Below are 17,382 nucleotides of genomic sequence, written 5' to 3' on the forward strand. Positions count from 1 at the left end.
CGGCGGGGGAGGGGCGGACGAGCCAGAGGTGTCACGGATGGGGTCGCAACCGTTCAGTTCCCGGCCACGAGGTAGTCGGCGAACTCCTTCTCGAGGGCGCTCTTCGGCTTCGCGCCGATGGCCTTCCTGACCACCTCGCCGCCGGAGAAGAGGTAGATGGCCGGGATCGACGTGATGCCGTACTGGGAGGCCACGGCGGGGTTCTCGTCGACGTTGAGCTTGACGACCTCCACGGAGCCCGCGTGCTCGGCGGCGATCGCGTCGAGGACCGGGCCGACCATGCGGCAGGGACCGCACCACTCGGCCCAGAAGTCGACGATGACGGGCTTGTCCGACTCGAGGACCTCCGTGCGGAAGTCGGCGTCGGTGACGTTCTTGGCGGCGCTCATGTTTCTCCTTGTCCTGGCGGTGGGCACGCGGTGGGCGTACCCCGACCGCTCTGGGTGGAACTCGTGCGAGGGGCGGGTCTGATGTCGATTATGACCCATGCCGGTCAGGGCGCCGGCGGGCTCCCGGACCGGGACGGCTCAGCTGTGCACGACGGAGCGGTCGTGCAGGGCGGCGAGGTAGTGCTCGGCGTCGACAGCGGCGACGCACCCGGAGCCCGCCGCCGTGATCGCCTGGCGGTAGGTGGCGTCCACCACGTCGCCCGCGGCGAAGACCCCGGCGAGGCTCGTGGTGGAGCTGCGGCCGTCCACCGCGATGGTGCCGTCCACGGTGAGCTCGAGCTGGTCCTTCACCAGCGCGGTGCGCGGATCGGAGCCGATGGCCACGAACAGCCCCGTCACGGGCAGCTCCGTGGTCTGCCGGGACTCCGTGTCCCGGACGGTGACGGAGCGGACCTTCTCCTCGCCGTTGATGCCCACGACCTCGGCGTTCCACAGCACCTCGATCTTGGGGTCGTCGAAGGCGCGCTGCTGCATGATCTCGGACGCGCGGAAGCTGTCCCGCCGGTGGATGATCGTGACCTTGGAGGCGAAGCGGGAGAGGAACGTGGCCTCCTCGAGAGCGGAGTCGCCGCCGCCCACCACCGCGATGTGCTGCTCCTTGAAGAAGAAGCCGTCGCAGGTGGCGCACCAGCTCACCCCGTGGCCGGAGAGCCGCTTCTCGTCCGGCAGGCCGAGCTCCCGGTACGCGGAGCCGGTCGCCAGGATCACGGCGTGGGCGCGGTGCACGGAGCCGTCCTCGAGGGTCACGGTCTTGACCTCGCCCTCGAGCTGCAGGGCCACGACGTCCTCGTAGCGGATGTCGGCGCCGAAGCGCTCCGCCTGCTGCTGCATGTTGGACATCAGCTCCGGACCCTGGATGCCGTCGATGAACCCCGGGTAGTTCTCCACCTCGGTCGTGTTCATCAGCTCGCCGCCCGCGGTCACGGACCCGGCGAACACGATGGGGTGCAGGTTGGCGCGCGCGGCGTAGACGGCCGCGGTGTACCCCGCGGGGCCCGAGCCCACGATGATGACCTCGTGGACGGTCTCGTCGTCCGCGGTGGCCGTCGGCTCGCCGGTCGAGGGGACGAGGTTGAGGGCGTTGATCACGGGACCGAAGTCGGGGCTCACTGTTCTGCAGACCTTCCGTACAGGGAGCGGCCGGGCACGCCGACCGCAGGGACCACTGGCACAACGGGGCGCGCGCGGCGGATATTCCGGTGCCGGACCCGCCGCACCGGCCCCGGCGGGGGAGGGGAGAGCTCAGTCGAGCTGGATCTCGCCGACCCGCAGACCGTAGTTGAACCCGGCGATGGGGTTCGTCAGCTGCGGCAGCTGGGTCCAGTTCACGATCACGTACTCGTGCTCCCCGTCCTGGGCGGCCGCGGCGAGCGGCACGGTGATCTCCGGGCCGGTGAAGGAGCCGGAGGCCACCTGCTCGGCGCCGTCCAGGCTCGGGGCGTCGTTGACGTACACGTCGAAGAGCCCGCCCGAGCCGGCCGACTGGCTGAGCCTCAGCGCCTCCACCGGCGCGGGCTGCTCGAGCTCGACCGCGAGCCCCACGCTCGGCGTCCGGTTGCCGAAGTCCTGGTCGGAGAACCCGTAGCTGATCCAGTACGTGGACGGGTTCCCGTCCACGGCCTGCCCCAGCTGCGCGTCCTGATCGGCCATGAAGCCGGGGTCGGTGGGCACCACCCGGGTGACGGCGCGGGGCTCCGGTGCGGGGGCCGGGGCCTCCGGCTCGGCGCTCGGCTGATCCTGCTCCTCGTCGGCCGGCGCCTCGGCCGGCGCGCTCGCGGCCGGCTCCGGGCTGCCCGGCCCCGCGAAGAGCCCGCCGAGCCGGTCGAAGCTGAACACCACGGCGCCGATCAGCAGGGCCAGCAGCAGCAGGAGGAGCAGCAGAAGACCTCTGCCGCCCTTCTGGGGGCCCGCGGCCTTCTCCTGCTTCTCCTTCTTCTCCTTGGGCTTCCGCGGCGGCGCGGCCGTCACGGTCTCCTCCGGGCCGGCGGCAGCGCCCGGGCGTCCGTCGTCGTAGGAGGTGTAGTCGTCGTACCGGTCGTAGCTGTCGTAGCGGTTGTCGCCGTCGTAGCCCGGGTCGATGTCCGTCCCGGCCGTGCGGACGGCCGCGGCCGCCGTGCCGCTCGCCGCCGCGCGGTCGAAGAGGGTCGATCGGGTCGAGGTGGCGCTGACCCGCACGGGCCGGCCGAGACGGGTGCGCACCGAGGGCGCGGGCGCGGCGTCGTCGTACGAGTCGTCGTCCCGCCACCGGGTGACCTTGGGCTGGGGGGCCGCGCCGCCGAGGTCGTCGGAGGCCTCGGTCGCGACCACGGGCGTGGGGCTGGTGGGGTCCGGCTCGTCGTACACGTAGGAGCCGGTGCCGCCGCCGCGCGGGGCGCCGAAGATGTCGTCGCTGAGGGACTCGTCCTCGACGTCGTCCGGCTCCACCAGCAGGGAGTCCAGCATGTCCGCGGCCGGGGTGTGCGAGGTCACCAGGTAGGTGTGCGCCTCCGCCTGGCCGAGGTCCAGGATCTGGAAGGGGGCGCCGATGCTGCCGTTGGCCATCGAGCGGGCGTTCTCCACCAGCAGGGACGTGTGCCGCTCGGCGGGCAGCAGGATCGACACGCGGCGGCCGAGGATCTGGTCCTGTCCCTCGAGCACGTGGTCGCCCTCGGCGGTGGCCAGCACGTCGGCGACGACCTTGTAGCGGCCGCCGAGGACGGAACCGAGCTTCATCGGTGCGGGCACGTTGGCTCCCTGGGGGTCGGGAATCCGCGGCGGGGGCCGGAATTCGCGGGCGGGGGTGGCCGGCGGGGCAGAAGGGGTGTTCCTGACCCACGTCACCGACCACTCAGCACTTTACCGGTCCCGGCGTCCGGCGGCCGAGAGCCGTGTCACACGGCCGGTCCGCGCGACCGGGACCGACGGTCCTGGACGGACGGTCAGGGTCGCGGGGTCCGGGCCGCGCGGCCCGGCCGGCGCGGTCAGCGGCCGAGCCGGGCGAGGAGCGGGCGCACCAGGCTGTCGAGCTCCCGGACGCGGCAGAGCTTCAGGGCGCCCAGGTAGGCGATCCCCATCACGGTCCCGCCCACGGCCACGGTGGCGATCGCGGTCAGCTGGTTGATCCAGGGGAAGCCGGCGGGGTCGTAGCCGCCGAGCAGGAACAGGGCCACGGCGCCCACTCCGCCCGCGAGCAGGGACGCCACCAGGATCCGGGCGTGGGAGTCGAGGATCCGGGCCACGTCGTAGTCCCCGATCCGGCGGACCAGGACCACGTGGTAGATCAGCGCGCTCAGGACGTTCTGGGCGGCGTAGCAGGCGGCGACCGCGAAGACGATGAGGTCCGGCGGGACGAAGGACCAGATCAGCAGGGCCGAGGCCACCGTGAAGAGGGCGACGCCGACCTGCACCAGGAACGGGGTGCGGGCGTCCTCCTGGGCGTAGAACGCCCGGCCGAGCATGAAGGAGACGGACATGAAGGGCGCGCCGACCGCGATCACCGTGATCACCTGGCCGACCACGGCCCCGGCGGAGGGGACGCCGCCGCTGAAGAGCATGCCCAGGGGCCCGGCGAAGACCACGAGGGCGACCGTGGCGAAGACCGTGGCCACGCCCGTGATGCGCAGGCTCGAGGACAGGGAGGCGACCATGCCGGCCCGGTCCCCGTCGGTCGAGGCCGCGGCCATCCGGTTGAACAGCACCGTGGCGATGGACAGGCCGATCACCCCGTGGGGCAGGGAGTACAGCATCGAGGCCTGGTTGAGCGCGGCGACTCCCGCGATCTGCTGCGGCGGGTCCATCGCGAGGTACTCGGGGCGGTATCCGGTGGGGATCGCGGCGACCTTGGTCAGGGTCAGGAACGCCAGGTTGGCCAGGACCCCGGTGGCGAGCGTCCAGCCGGCGAGCCGGGCCGCCGTGGACAGCCCGATGCCGCGCCAGCCGAACGTGGGCCGCAGCCCCAGCCCGAGCCGGCGCAGCGGCCAGAACAGCACGAGGGCCTGGGTGGCGACGCCCACCGTGGCCATGGCCGCCAGCCAGAAGGTCTTGGCCGGGGACCAGTTCTCGAGGGTGTGCTCCGTCTCGGCGTACGCCCCGAACTGCTGGACGAACACGAGCAGCGCCGCGATGGCCACCACGTTGTTGACCACCGGGGCCCACATGTACCAGCCGAAGGCGCCGCGGGCGTTGAGGACCTGTCCCACCACGGTGTAGAGGCCGTAGAAGAAGATCTGCGGAAAGGTGAACAGCGCGAAGGTCAGGCCGAGGGAGAGCTGCGCGTCGGTCCAGTCGGTGCCCATGGTCCGCACGATGGGTCCGGCCAGCAGCACCACCACCGCCGTGACGCCCAGCAGGGCGAGCACGGCGAGGGTGAGCAGGCGGGAGATGTAGTCGGCCCCGCCGTCGGCTGCGGTCTTGGAGGCCTTGATGATCTGGGGCACCAGGACGGCATTGAAGATGCCGCCGGCCACGAGGACGTAGATCAGGTTCGGCAGGGTGTTCGCGAGCTCGAAGACGTCGGAGACGGTCGTGACGGAGCCGATGGCCACCGTGATGAGGACCGTCTTGACGAACCCGAGCGCGCGGGAGACGAGGGTGCCGGAGGCCATGATGGCGCTGGAGGCCGCGCCCGAGCGGCGCACCACCCCCGCGGCGGGGGCTGTTCCGGGGACGGGGCCCGTGCCCGGGGCGGACGCGGTGCCGGCCGTCGCCCCCGGGGTGTCCCCGGCGCCGTCCCCGGAGCCGGGGGCCTCAGAGCTGGTGGATGATGTATTCACGGGCGATGTCGGCGATGCGCCGTTCGTTGGGGAAGGACAGTTTCCGGCCGAGGTCGTCGATGTTCACCCAGGCGACGTCGACCGCCTCGTGGTCGGGGTCGTTGTCCGTGGTGAGGTGGCCGCCCGTGGCGCGCAGCAGGAAGTGGTGCACCGTCTTGTGCACGCGGTGGCCGGAGACCGTGAACCAGTAGTCGATGCTGCCCAGCGGGCTCAGCACCTCTCCGGCGATGCCGGTCTCCTCCTCGATCTCGCGGATCGCGGCTTCCTCGTTGGTCTCCTCGCCCTCGGGGTGGCCCTTGGGCAGGCACCACTCGAGGCGTCCGCCCCGGTTGATCCGGGCGATGATGGCCACCGGGTGGGCGGGTGCGCCGAGGTCCACGACGATCCCCCCGGCGGAGACTTCCTCGACCGTGGGCAGCGCAGCGGCCGGCGCGGTCGGCCGCTTCTTCGGTGCGCTGGGGACGGGGAAAGCCATGTCTCCTACCTTGCCACAATCGCGCGGGCTCCGGCCGGAGCCCGGAAGGGGCTCCGGCGGCCCGTCCGGGCGGGGCCGCCGCGGCCGGGTCAGCGCCCGGGTCCGCACCCGGGGTCTGGAACAATGGGCGGCACCATGACGCAGCTCCCCGACGCCTCCGCGATCCACCCCGCCGCCCTCGACCTGGGGCGGCGGTTCTCCGCCGCCGGCCACGAGCTCTCCCTCGTGGGCGGTCCCGTGCGGGACCTCTTCCTCGGCCGGCCCGCCCTGGACCTGGACTTCACCACCGACGCGACGCCGGACGAGACGCTCGCCGTGGTCTCGGGGTGGGCGGACGCGGTGTGGGAGATCGGCCGCGCGTTCGGGACCATCGGGATGCGCCGCGGCGACGTCCAGCTGGAGGTCACCACGTACCGCGCCGAGGCCTACGACGCCGACTCCCGCAAGCCGCAGGTGGCCTTCGGCGACTCGCTCGAGGACGACCTGTTCCGCCGCGACTTCACCATCAACGCCATGGCGCTGCGGCTGCCCGGCCTGGAGCTCGTGGACCCGCACGGCGGGATCCAGGACCTGCACGCCCGGTCCCTGCGCACCCCGGGCGCCCCGGAGGACTCCTTCTCGGACGACCCCCTGCGCATGATGCGCGCCGCGCGCTTCGCGTCCCAGCTGGACGTCGAGGTGGCCCCGGAGGTCCAGGCCGCCATGACCGGCATGGCGGAGCGGATCGCGATCGTCTCGGCCGAGCGGGTGCGGGACGAGCTCGTCAAGCTGGTCTGCGGGCGCCGTCCCCGCCGGGGCGTCGACCTGCTGGTGAGCACCGGGCTCGCCGGGTTCGTGCTGCCCGAGGTGCCCGCGCTCCAGCTGGAGACGGACGAGCACCACCGGCACAAGGACGTCTACCAGCACTCCCTGACCGTCATGGAGCAGGCGGCGGCCCTGGAGTCCGGTCCGGAGGGCCCCGTGCCCGGGCCCGACTTCGCCCTGCGCTTCGCCGCGCTCATGCACGACGTGGGCAAGCCCGCCACCCGGCGCTTCGAGGACTCCGGTGCGGTGAGCTTCCGCCACCACGAGGTGGTGGGCGCCAAGCTCACCGCCAAGCGGATGCGGGCCCTGCGCTTCGACAACGACACGATCCGGACGGTCGGCCGGCTGGTGGAGCTGCACATGCGCTTCTACGGCTACGGGGACGCCGAGTGGACCGACTCCGCCGTGCGCCGCTACGTCCGGGACGCCGGGGAGTGCCTGCAGCGGCTGCACCGGCTCACGCGGGCGGACGTGACGTCCCGGAACCGGCGGAAGGTGGCCCGGCTGGCCGCCGCCTACGACGACCTCGAGGCGCGGATCGAGGAGCTCTCCGCGCGCGAGGAGCTGGACGCGGTCCGGCCGGAGCTGGACGGCGAGCGGATCATGGCGGTCCTCGGCATCCCGCCGGGGCCGGCGGTGGGGCGGGCGTACAAGTTCCTGCTCGACCTGCGCCTGGACGAGGGGGAGCTGGGGCCGGAGGAGGCCGAGCGGCGGCTGCGGGCCTGGGCCGCGGACAGCCTGTGAGCGCGCGGGCCGGCGCCGGCACGGTCGCCCCGCTCGCGGCGCGTCCCGCGGTGCACCCGGCCGACTCCCGGAACGGCGCCGGTGCTCGGACGCACGCCCCTGATCGCCGCGCCCCGATGCATGCCGATGGCGACATATGCGGTGGAGTCGATGCGGTGCTCCTCGCATCGGACGGGCTGCGCGGACGGGCAGCTGCGCCGTGAGCCCGCCGGCCGGATCCCGGAACGCTCACCGGGCACTGCTGGTGGGCCTGAGCCTCTACGCGGTGATGACGGCCTGGCTGCTGCGGCTGCCGTGCCGGGTGCCCGGGTGGGGCGCCGCCGAGAGCCTGCCCGCGCTGTGCGCCACGGAGATCGTGCCCGGCGAGGCGTCCGCGGCGGGCGGCTTCCTCACGGGCGGGCCCGCGGGGGACCAGCCCGCCCTGGTCGGGATGGTCACCACGGTGCTCGGCCGGCTCGCGGCCGGGCTCTCCGCACCGTCCGGGGCGGGCGCGGACCCGGCCGTGGTGGCCGACCTCTCCGTGCTGCTGCTGGCCGGGGCGTGGATCGGCACGGTGGCCGCGGTCTCCGCGCTCTCCGGGCGGCGCGGGGCGGACGCGTTCGTGCTGGCGCTCGCGCCGGTGGCCGTCCTGGTGGGCTTCGGCACGTGGGACCTGTGGGCCGTGCTGCTGATGGTGCTGGCGCTGCTGCTCCACGTCCGGGGCAGCCCCGTGCCGGCGGGAATCCTCCTGGGCCTCGCGGCGTCCGTGGCGCTGTTCCCCCTGGTGGTCCTCCTGGCCGTGCTGCTGCTGGGCGTGCGGTACCGGCAGTTCCGGGACGTGGCGGTGGTCCTGGCCGGGACGGTGCTGACCTGGACGCTGGTCAACGGGCCGTTCCTGCTCGCGGACCGGGACCGGTGGGCCGAGCAGCTCGGCACGCCGTGGGGCGGTCCCGCGGCGGGCTCCTCCCTCTGGGGCGTCTGGGCTCGGACCGAGCAGGCGCGCACGGGCTCGGGCCCGGCCCCGGCGGGGGAGTGGGTGCTCCTCGCCCTCGTGCTGGGCCTCGTGGCGGTGCTCGTGCTGACCCTGCTCACCCGGCAGGAGCCCAGCGTCGTCCAGATCTCGTTCCTGCTGCTCGCCGTGCTCGTGCTCGCCGGCCCGGCCTACTCGCTCGTCCACGCGCTCTGGCTGGCGCCCCTCGTGGTGCTCAGCCGGCGCCGGTGGCCCGAGTTCGCCGTCTGGCAGCTCGTCGAGGTGCTGTGGTGGACCACCCTGGTCCTGCCGGAGCCGTCCTGGCCGGTGCTGCCGGGGCTGGGCGCGGTCGGCTGGGACGCCCAGGACCTGCTCGCCGCGGTGCGGGTGCTGCTCCTCGCGCTCCTGGTGGTCGCGGTCGCCGTCGACGTCCTGCGGGGCGGCCGGGCCCGGGGGATCGGCCTGTCCGAGTCCGGCTGAGCGCCCCGGCTCCGCCGGGAGGGGGAGGCGGGCGGCAACACGCCCGGGCGGGATCATCCTGACGGCGGTGCCGCCCCCCGCCGGCGCTCCCGTAGGTTGGTCGGTGGCGAGCAACGACGCCGGAGAAGAACTGACGAGTGCTCGGGAGGAGCGCCGGTGATCGAGATCGAGAACCTGACGAAGACCTACGGCGGCAAGACGGCGGTGGACGACGTCAGCTTCACCGTCCGCCCCGGCAGGGTCACCGGCTTCCTGGGGCCCAACGGGGCCGGCAAGTCGACCACGATGCGCCTCGTCGTCGGGCTGGAGTCCGCGACCCGGGGCCACACGCGCGTCAACGGGAAGCCGTACGCGCAGCACCGGGCGCCGCTCGCCGAGGTCGGGGTGCTGCTGGACGCGAAGGCCGTCCACCCCCGTCGCACCGCGCGGGCGCACCTCGCCGCGCTCGCCGCGACCCACGGCATCCCGAGGTCCCGCGTCCAGGAGGTCGTGGAGCTCACCGGGCTCGGGGCCGCCGCCGACAAGCGGGTGGGCGGGTTCTCCCTGGGCATGGGCCAGCGCCTCGGCATCGCCGCGGCGCTGATCGGCGACCCGCACACCGTGGTCCTCGACGAGCCCGTCAACGGCCTGGACCCCGAGGGCGTCGTCTGGGTGCGCCACCTCGCCAAGTACCTCGCCTCGGAGGGCCGCACGGTCTTCCTGTCCTCCCACCTGATGTCGGAGATGGCCCAGACCGCCGACCACCTCGTGGTGATCGGCCGGGGCCGGATCCTCGCGGACGCGCCCATCCAGGAGATCCTGGCCGGGGGCCGCACGCGCACCCGGCTGCGCACCACCGACCGGGAGGCCCTGCGCCGCGCCCTGGAGGGCACGGACGCCGGCATCACGGAGTTCGACGACGACGGGCTGCTGGTCACGGGGCCGGAGCCGCGGCGCATCGCCGAGGCCGCGCTCTCCCACGGGGTCCTGGTCCACGAGCTCACGCCGCTCACGGAGACCCTCGAGGACGTGTACATGGCCATGACCCAGAACGAGGTCGAGTACCGCTCCGGCGGCGCTCCCGCACCGACCGACCCGGCGCCCTGGGCGGACGCCGCCGCACGAACCGGAGACCGAGCATGAGCACCGACACCTCGACCGCCCCGCGCCCGCAGACCGGCGCCCCGGACCCCACCGGACCGTCCGCCCCGTCCCGGGTGCGGCTGGGCTTCGGCCGGGTCCTGCACTCCGAGTGGATCAAGTTCCGCTCCCTGCGCTCGCACTGGATCCTGCTCGGCGTGGCCCTGCTGCTCTCCCTCGGCTTCGCGGCGCTGGGCGCCTGGAGCACCACGTCGCTGCAGAGCTTCAACGAGCAGGCCGCGCAGGAGCAGGTCGACGAGTCGCTGGACGGACGGTCCCCGGAGGAGCTCGGGCTCACCGAGGAGGAGGTCCAGCAGCAGCAGGACGCGTTCGCCGCCGAGTCGGACCAGCAGATCGCCGCGCAGTCCGACATCGCCCTGCCGGACGGGATGGGCTTCAGCGAGTACCTGGCCATGACCAGCGCCAACAGCGGCCTGCAGCTCGTCATGCTGCTCCTGGGAGCGCTGGCCGTGCTGTTCATCGGCTCCGAGTACGCCACCGGCGCCATCCGCACCACCATGACGGCGGTGCCGCGGCGCACCCCGGTGATGCTCGCCAAGACCGTGGTGCTCTCCGTGGTCGGGTTCCTCTTCGGAGTGCTCAGCGGGCTCCTGTGCCACCTCGTCGTCCAGCCGGTCCTGGCGGGCGGGGACCTCGGCTACGACGTGTGGCAGGAGCCCGTCCTGCTCAACGTCCTGGCGGTGGGTGTCTTCTACATGGTCACCGCGTGGCTGGGCTTCGGGCTCGGGGCCCTGCTGAAGTCCACCACGTGGGGGATCGTGGTGCTCGTGGTGCTGGTGATGGTCCTGGAGATCGTGCTGTTCGCGCTGTCCTTCGAGTGGCTCGAGGACGTCAAGCCGTACTCCCCGGGGGCGGCCGGCACCCAGCTGACCACGATGTACCAGTCCGCCGACCCGGTGCTCACCCACGTGGAGTCCGGCCTCGTCTACGGGGCCTGGGGCCTGGTGCTCGTGGCGGCCGGGATCCTGGCCACGCGGAGGCGCGCGCTCTAGCGGTTCTTCCGTCCCGTCCGCGGCGCCGGCCCTACGATGTGAGCTGGTGGGCCGGGACGCGGCCCGCACCGTCCGGGCCGAGTGCCGGACGGACCCCTGGGGAACGGGAGCTGCGGTGTCGGTGTCACGCGAGCGGGAGGCCGGCCAGGCCCTCTCCGCGGTCGACGCCCGGGGCCTGCGGCGGGCCCTGCTGCACTGGCTGACGGTCGTGGTGGTGCTCGTGAGCGTGTTCAGCTCCGTGGTCAACTGGGTCTTCGTCGACCGCGAGCCGCAGGACCCGGTGGCCACCTGGCTCGGCGGGCTCGAGAACGGGCGCTCGCGGCAGCTGCTGTCCCGCACCGAGGCCGTCGTGTCCGACCCCACCCTGAGCATCTTCTCGAACCGGGTGTACCGCAACGCCGCGGGCCGGATCGGCGGCCACGAGATCGTGGGCGTGGACCGCAGCGGCAGCCGCGCCGAGATCCGGGCCCGCGTGTGGTGGGACGGGCCCGACGGCGCCCGGGAGCGGGAGGAGGTCCACGTCTACCCCGTGCACCAGGTGCGGCGCAGCGGTCCCTTCAACGACCAGTGGCTGCTCGACGACCCGGACGTGGCCACCCTCTCGATCCACCTGCCCGCGCCCCTCGACGAGCTCTCCGTCAACGGGGAGACCGTCCGCCCGGACGCGGACGAGCGGGTGCCGGACCCGCAGGGCCCCGGCGGCACCTGGCGCTACGAGGCCCTGCCCGGGGAGTACGCGATCGGGCTGCCGGAGAGCTCCTACTACGCGGTGGACCCGCCCCTGGTGTCGCACACCGTGGCGTTCCGGGATCCGCCACCGGCCACGGTGGCGCTGCGGATCGAGCCCTCCCCGAGGATGTGGCAGGAGGTCGACGACCGGATCGAGGCGTGGCTGGAGGACTGCATGGCGTCGGAGGAGCTGTCCTCCGAGGAGTGCCCCTCGTCCCGCCGCTGGGCGTCCCCGCAGGAGCCGCTGGAACCGTCCGCGGCGGTCACCGGGGCGCCGGAGCCCGAGCTCACCGGCGTCCGGTGGCGGCTGGTCTCCCGGCCCGCCCTGGTCCTGGTCCCGGACCCGGCGGACCCGCTGCGCTGGACGGCCGACCCGCACCGGCCCGCGGAGGCGCGGCTGAGCTACGAGGAGGACGGGGAGACCGTCACGGAGCGGATCGAGTTCCCCGTCCGCGCCACCGTGCGCTCCACGGGCCAGAGCGCCGAGATCAGCGTGGGCCTGGAGTAGTCGCGGGCGGTGTCGCCCCGGCGTGCGCCGCCGTGCGTGCGGACGCGCGCCGGAGACCACCCAGCACCCGGTCCGCCAGCACCCAGTAGGCCACCCCCGCGACGAGGGAGGCGACCACGGCCAGGACGGGTGAGAGCGGCAGCAGCACGGGATAGACCAGCCAGTGGGTGAGGTAGATGTACAGGGAGGCCGCGGCCAGCCATCCCGCAACCCGCCGCAGGCCGGCCGGAACGGGCAGCGCGGTCACCCACAGCAGCAGCAGGACACCGATGACCACCGTGACCTCCCGGACGGTGCTGTCGAAGTACCCCGGCACCGTCAGGAGGGTCAGGAGGGTGACGAGGGACCGTTCCAGGACCGTCCGGGTCCGGGCGGCGGCCCAGCCGAGCGCGAAGAGCCAGAAGACCGGTGCGGGCTTCGGCAGCCCCGGGTCCACGATGTCGTACCGGCTGATCAGCCCGATCGCGAGCAGTGCGAGCGGGAACGCCAGCGGGAAGCGCCGTTCGGCGCGGTCCGCCCACGGCAGCGCCATGAGCGCCGAGACGGCCACGAGCACGTAGACGAGCATCTCCACGAACCAGAAGTGCCACTGGGTCGTCAGGTGCTGCGGCCCCACGATGCCGTTGAGCAGGAAGACGTTGGCCCAGGTGTAGTCGTCGGTGAGCAGGTGCGCCAGGGGGATGAACGCCGCGGAGGGCACCACGATCCGTCCGAGGCTGCGCAGCTGGCGCCGCAGGCGCGGGAGCCGTTCGCCGTGGAGCTGGAACCGGGCGAAGTTGTAGCCGGCCACGGCGAAGAGCACGTGGGCGGTCTGGAGCGTGAAGAGCTCCACGTGCGTCATCACGATCAGCACGATGGCGACGGCGCGGAGCACGATGCCGGTCTCCAGGAACGACACGAGCCGCCGCGGCCGGGTGGTGGCCCGGGCCGCCAGGTCGCGGACGGAGGTGAGGTGCCAGTCCGTGGGGAGGTGCCCCAGGGCCTGCTCGAGTCGGACGGAGGCCGCCACGTAGGACAGCGAGTCCCCGTCGAGGGAGACGAACGTGTCGTCGTCGCGGACGTCGGGACGGTCGAGCACCTCGGCGAGGATCCGCCGGACGTCCTCGGGTCCCTCCGCCCGGGGTTCCGGGGGTGCCGCGGCGGGGCGATCGGCGCCGAGGGCGGCGACGGCCGGGTAGTCCACCTTGCCCGTGCCCAGACGGGGCAGCTGCTCGACCGCGTGCACCTCGACCGCCGGGCGCGGCAGACCGATGCTCTCGGCCACGACCTTCGACAGCAGGGACGTCTCCTGCTCGCCCGTGACGGCCACGACCAGCCGCTCGTCGGAGCCGGCGGCGGCCGCGTCCACGCCGAGCTCCGCGAGGACCCGTTCGACCTGCCCGAGGTCCACGCGCAGGCCCACGATCTTGACGAAGCGGCTGCGCCGCCCGACGACCTCGTACAGCCCGTCCGGGTGGCGGCGGGCGAGGTCCCCGGTGCGCAGGTCCTCGACCGTGCGCCCGGCGGCGAGGTCCTCCGGGCGCTCCGCGTAGCCGAGCATGACGTTGGGCCCGCTGTACACGAGCTCGCCGTCCGGGAGCCCGTCCACGGGCTCGATGCGGAACTCCCCGCCCGGGATCGGCACCCCGATCGTGCCGGCCCGCTCGGCCGCCAGCCCGGGGGGCAGGTAGGCCATCCGGGCGGTGGCCTCCGTGGCCCCGTACATCACGACCAGGTCCCAGCCGGCCCGCTCGCCGGCTCCGGCCCACTGCCGGACCTTCTCCGGGGCGAGCCGTCCACCCGCCTGCGTGACGCAGCGCAGGTGCGGCAGGTCCATCGTCCCGAAGCCGACGCGCTCGAGCAGCTCGAAGGTGTAGGGCACGGCCGCGAAGGACGTGGCGCGGTGGGCGCGGACGAGGTCCCAGAAGCAGGGGTCGACCACGGAGAGGTCCGTCAGCACCACCGCTGCACCCCGGCAGAGGTGGCTGTTGAGCACCGACAGCCCGTAGCAGTAGGACATCGGCAGCGTGGTCGCGGCGCGGTCGTCGGGGCCGATGCCGAGGTACTCGGCGATCGCCTCCGCGTTGGAGACAAGGTTCTCGTGCGAGAGCCGCACGAGTTTCGGCGAACCGGTCGAGCCGGAGGTGCTCAGCAGCAGGGCCAGGTCCGGATGCAGCTCGTGCCGTGTGCCCGGGCGCCGCTCCTCCAGGACGGGCGTCCCGTTCCCGGTGCTCCGCAGCAGGACGTCGGGGTCGTAGGCCGTCACCAGCGACTCGACGGCGGCCGGCTTGTCCGCCGGGACCAGCAGGAGCGGGTGACCGGCCGTGAGGGCCGCGAGGTAGGCGACGAGGGAGTCGACGTCGTTGGAGGCGGCGAGCACGGCCAGCCGGCGCTCCGTGCCGAGACGCGCGGCCAGGTCCTCGACCCGGGCCGCCAGTTCTCGGTAGGTCAGGACGTGGTCGCCCGTGAGGACGGCGGGGCGGTCCCCGTGGCGGGCGAGATCGGCGGCGAAGGCGACCCGGGCAAGGTCAGGTTGAAGACTCACCCGCACTACGTTAGAGAGAATCTTTAGCGAAGGAAAGTCTTGCCTAATTCGTCCGACATGCGGGATCGCCGGTTCGACGTCCCGTCGGCGGACCGCGGGGGCGGGGCGGTGACGGCCCGGTCGTCGACGAGCAGCGTGGGGGTGGTCCCGGCCGTGACCGTCACGGCGACGGGGGTCCCCACGGGGTGGCGGACGTTGTGCGGCTGCCAGGAGCGCAGGGAGCGGCCGGAGGCCAGCCGGACGTGGTGCAGCACGAACGCGCCGTGGTACTCGATCGCGCTGACCCGGGCGCTGGAAGCGGGGTCCGGGGCCAGCGCCACCTCGTGGGGCCGCAGCACGACGTCGACGTCGACGTCACTGTGCGCCCATCCCGGCACGGTGGAGACGATGCCGATCTCGCACGTGAGCAGCGCACGGTGGACGCGGGCGGGCAGGAAGTCGGCGTCTCCCATGAAGGACGCCACGAACCGGGTGGCGGGCTGCTCGAAGACCTGTTCCGGGGTGTCGGACTGCTCGATGACCCCGTTGTGCATGACCACCACGCGGTGGCCGATCGAGAGGGCCTCCGTCTGGTCGTGGGTGACCAGCACGGCGGTGGTGCCGGTCTCGCGCAGCGTGGCCACGGTGTCGCGGCGCACCTGCGCCCGCAGCGACTCGTCCAGACTGGAGAACGGCTCGTCGAGGAGCACGACGGCGGGGCGGGGGGCCAGCGCCCGTGCCAGGGCCACGCGCTGCTGCTCGCCTCCGGAGAGCTCGTGGGGATAGCGGTGGGCCAGGTGTCCCAGCCGCACGAGCTCGAGGACCTCACCCACACGGGCCCGCCGACCGGCGCGCGGGAGCCGGTCCAGGCCGAAGGCCACGTTCTTGGCGACCGTCAGGTGCGGGAACAGGGCGTGGTCCTGGAAGACGAGTCCCACGCGCCGGCGTTCCGGCTCCTGGAACCGGCGCCGGTCCGCCACCACGTCCCCGGCGATGCGGATCGTGCCCTCGTCCGGCCGTTCGAGACCGGCGACGAGGCGCAGCGTGGTGGACTTGCCGCAGCCCGAGGGGCCGATGAGGGTCACCAGCTCGCCGGGCGGGACCGTCAGCTCCAGTCCACTGACTCCCACGGAGGCCCCGTAGTGCTTGTCCACCCCCTCGAGGACGAGGGCGGGCGCGGTCTCCCCGCCGCCGGACACGGTCGGATTGCTCGCGATCTGCGCCGTCATGGGGACACCCTTCCCTGTCGCTCCGCGCGGTGGGCCTGCCGGACGAGGACGAACACGGGCACGACCGCCGCCGCCACGATCACGAGCGCCGGCAGGGCCGCCTTCTCCCAGAAGTTCTCGCGCGCCAGCTCGTAGACCCACACGGAGGCCGTGGTGAACCCGAACGGGCGCAGCAGCAGCACGATGGGCAGCTCCTTGACGGCGTCGATCATGACGAGGACGAGGGCCGTGGCCACCCCCGGGCGGGCGATGGGCAGGTGCACCCGGGTGAGCACGCGGAGCGGTGAGGCGCCGAGGCTCTGCGCGGAGAAGGTGACGGTGGGGGAGATCTTGGCGAGGCTCGCGTCCACGGCCTGGTAGGCCGGGGCGAGGAAGCGGATCACGTAGGCGTAGAGGATGCCGAGCACCGACCCCGTCACCAGCAGCCCCGTGCCCCCGGGCACGCCCGCCCGTTCCAGCGCCGTGTCCAGCCCGGCGAAGGCGATGAGGACGCCGATGCCCACCACGGCCCCGGGGACGGCGTAGCCGAAGGTCGTGAGCTGCGCCGCGAAGGCCACCGTCCGGCCGCCGCCCATCCGCACCCCGTGGGCGACGGCGAGCGAGAGCGTCACGCAGGCCAGAGCGGCGATCCCGGCGACCACGAGACTGTTGCCCAGGTACTGGGCGAAGCGCGGGTCCGAGAGGGAGCCGGGATTGCCGACGGCCTCCCCGACGGCCCACACCAGCAGCTGCAGCACGGGCACGATGAAGCCGGCGGAGAGGGCGGAGAGGGCGAGCAGCGTGGCACCCCAGGAGCGCCAGCCGGTGAGCCGCCGGGGCTGCAGGCCCTGGCCCCGTCCGCCCCGCTGGTGGAAGCGGGCCCGGCCCCGGAGCAGCCGTTCGCCGGTCAGCACGGCCACGGCGAACAGCAGCACGAGCACGGCGAGCTGGGTGGCGGCGTGGAAGTCGAAGGTGCCCTTCCAGACCAGGTAGACCCCCACGGAGACCGTCTGCACGTTGAAGTACTGCACCGTGGCGAAGTCGGTGAGCGTCTCCATCATCACGAGCGCCAGTCCCGCCGCCAGCGAGGGCCGGGCCAGCGGGATCAGGACCCGCCGGAGCGCGCGTCCTCGGCCGGCGCCGAGGGTCCGGGCGGCGTCGTAGGTGCCGGTCGTCTGCTCGACCAGCGCGGAGCGGGCCAGGAGGTAGACGTACGGGTAGAGGGTCAGGGACATCACGAGCACGGCGGCGGGCAGGGAACGGACCTCGGGCACCCACACGCCCGGCCCCAGGACGGAGCGCAGGGCCCCCTGCACCGGCCCGGCCACGTCGAAGACGGAGAGGAACACGAAGCCGAGGATGTAGGCCGGCATGGCGAGGGGCAGGACCAGCAGCCAGACGAGGACGTCCCGGAGAGGGAAGCGGAAGGCGGTCACGAGCCATGCGAGCCCGCCGCCCACCACGAGGGTGCCGGCGCCCACGCCCAGCATCAGCAGGAGCGTGGTGAGCACCATCCGGCCCAGGTCGCGCGGCGGGGTGGCCGTGCCCAGGCTGCCCAGGCCGTCCACCACCACCGCCAGGACCGGGGTGGCCACCAGCACGGCGACGAGGACGACGAGCGCCGACCACGCCGGGCGCCCCGAGCCGGGC

13 protein-coding genes are annotated in these 17,382 nt (G+C 73.5%); 5 read left to right on the top strand and 8 right to left on the bottom strand.

What is annotated here, in order from left to right; translation table 11 throughout:
• Positions 1-53: 53 nt before the first annotated feature.
• The 5 genes from trxA to ACFU0Y_RS10485 form a co-directional block, all read right to left on the bottom strand.
• Entirely contained in the window at positions 54-389 is a 336-nt protein-coding gene (trxA, locus tag ACFU0Y_RS10465; RefSeq protein WP_380214436.1) for a thioredoxin, read from the bottom strand.
• Positions 390-527: 138 nt separating this feature from the next.
• On the bottom strand, positions 528-1,559 hold the full coding sequence (trxB, locus tag ACFU0Y_RS10470) for a thioredoxin-disulfide reductase (protein WP_380214437.1): 1,032 nt from the start codon (positions 1,557-1,559) through the stop codon (positions 528-530).
• A 132-nt stretch (positions 1,560-1,691) separates the two neighbouring features.
• Positions 1,692-3,173: a hypothetical protein gene (locus ACFU0Y_RS10475; RefSeq protein ID WP_380214438.1), complete on the bottom strand. Its 1,482-nt coding sequence runs from the start codon at positions 3,171-3,173 to the stop codon at positions 1,692-1,694.
• A gap of 236 nt (positions 3,174-3,409) precedes the next feature.
• The gene (gene murJ / locus ACFU0Y_RS10480) at positions 3,410-5,032 is read right to left on the bottom strand and encodes a murein biosynthesis integral membrane protein MurJ (protein WP_380214448.1); all 1,623 of its coding nucleotides are present in this window, start codon (positions 5,030-5,032) and stop codon (positions 3,410-3,412) included.
• A 142-nt stretch (positions 5,033-5,174) separates the two neighbouring features.
• Positions 5,175-5,675 carry an NUDIX domain-containing protein gene (locus ACFU0Y_RS10485; RefSeq protein WP_380214439.1) on the bottom strand — a complete coding sequence of 167 codons (501 nt, stop codon included), beginning with the start codon at positions 5,673-5,675 and terminating at the stop codon, positions 5,175-5,177.
• Between the two features lie 135 nt (positions 5,676-5,810).
• Between ACFU0Y_RS10485 and ACFU0Y_RS10490 the strand changes: the two genes are divergently transcribed.
• From ACFU0Y_RS10490 to ACFU0Y_RS10510, 5 genes are all read left to right on the top strand, one after another.
• A complete protein-coding gene (locus ACFU0Y_RS10490; RefSeq protein ID WP_380214440.1) occupies positions 5,811-7,223 on the top strand; it encodes a CCA tRNA nucleotidyltransferase in 1,413 nt (470 codons plus the stop codon).
• 199 nt (positions 7,224-7,422) lie between these two features.
• Positions 7,423-8,652 (top strand): glycosyltransferase 87 family protein, encoded by a 1,230-nt coding sequence (locus tag ACFU0Y_RS10495; protein ID WP_380214441.1) that lies wholly within the window; start codon positions 7,423-7,425, stop codon positions 8,650-8,652.
• 156 nt (positions 8,653-8,808) lie between these two features.
• The gene (locus ACFU0Y_RS10500; RefSeq protein WP_380214442.1) at positions 8,809-9,774 is read left to right on the top strand and encodes an ABC transporter ATP-binding protein; all 966 of its coding nucleotides are present in this window, start codon (positions 8,809-8,811) and stop codon (positions 9,772-9,774) included.
• Positions 9,771-10,784, top strand: a complete 1,014-nt coding sequence (locus tag ACFU0Y_RS10505; protein ID WP_380214443.1) for an ABC transporter permease subunit — start codon at positions 9,771-9,773, stop codon at positions 10,782-10,784. The genes ACFU0Y_RS10500 and ACFU0Y_RS10505 overlap by 4 nt, the downstream gene beginning before the upstream one ends.
• Before the next feature lie 115 nt (positions 10,785-10,899).
• Positions 10,900-12,021: a hypothetical protein gene (locus ACFU0Y_RS10510; protein ID WP_380214444.1), complete on the top strand. Its 1,122-nt coding sequence runs from the start codon at positions 10,900-10,902 to the stop codon at positions 12,019-12,021.
• On the opposite strand, the gene ACFU0Y_RS10515 is transcribed toward ACFU0Y_RS10510, so the two are convergent.
• The 3 genes from ACFU0Y_RS10515 to ACFU0Y_RS10525 all read right to left on the bottom strand — a co-directional run.
• Positions 12,002-14,545 carry an AMP-binding protein gene (locus ACFU0Y_RS10515; protein ID WP_380214445.1) on the bottom strand — a complete coding sequence of 848 codons (2,544 nt, stop codon included), beginning with the start codon at positions 14,543-14,545 and terminating at the stop codon, positions 12,002-12,004. The two genes, ACFU0Y_RS10510 and ACFU0Y_RS10515, sit on opposite strands and share 20 nt — an antisense overlap.
• A 23-nt stretch (positions 14,546-14,568) precedes the next feature.
• The gene (locus tag ACFU0Y_RS10520) at positions 14,569-15,753 is read right to left on the bottom strand and encodes an ABC transporter ATP-binding protein (protein WP_380214446.1); all 1,185 of its coding nucleotides are present in this window, start codon (positions 15,751-15,753) and stop codon (positions 14,569-14,571) included.
• Positions 15,750-17,382: ABC transporter permease (locus ACFU0Y_RS10525; RefSeq protein WP_380214447.1), on the bottom strand; the 1,633-nt coding region annotated here is incomplete at its 5' end. The genes ACFU0Y_RS10520 and ACFU0Y_RS10525, both read right to left, overlap by 4 nt.

Source organism: Kocuria sp. NPDC057446, from assembly GCF_042802875.1.
Classification (GTDB): Bacteria; Actinomycetota; Actinomycetes; order Actinomycetales; family Micrococcaceae; genus Kocuria.

Excerpts from the sequence above, each read along its gene's own strand:
- trxA (WP_380214436.1), bottom strand. The coding sequence starts at position 389 with ATGAGCGCCGCCAAGAACGTCACCGACGCCGACTTCCGCACGGAGGTC.
- murJ (WP_380214448.1), bottom strand. The coding sequence starts at position 5,032 with ATGGCCTCCGGCACCCTCGTCTCCCGCGCGCTCGGGTTCGTCAAGACG.
- ACFU0Y_RS10485 (WP_380214439.1), bottom strand. The coding sequence starts at position 5,675 with ATGGCTTTCCCCGTCCCCAGCGCACCGAAGAAGCGGCCGACCGCGCCG.
- ACFU0Y_RS10490 (WP_380214440.1), top strand. The coding sequence starts at position 5,811 with ATGACGCAGCTCCCCGACGCCTCCGCGATCCACCCCGCCGCCCTCGAC.
- ACFU0Y_RS10505 (WP_380214443.1), top strand. The coding sequence starts at position 9,771 with ATGAGCACCGACACCTCGACCGCCCCGCGCCCGCAGACCGGCGCCCCG.
- ACFU0Y_RS10520 (WP_380214446.1), bottom strand. The coding sequence starts at position 15,753 with ATGACGGCGCAGATCGCGAGCAATCCGACCGTGTCCGGCGGCGGGGAG.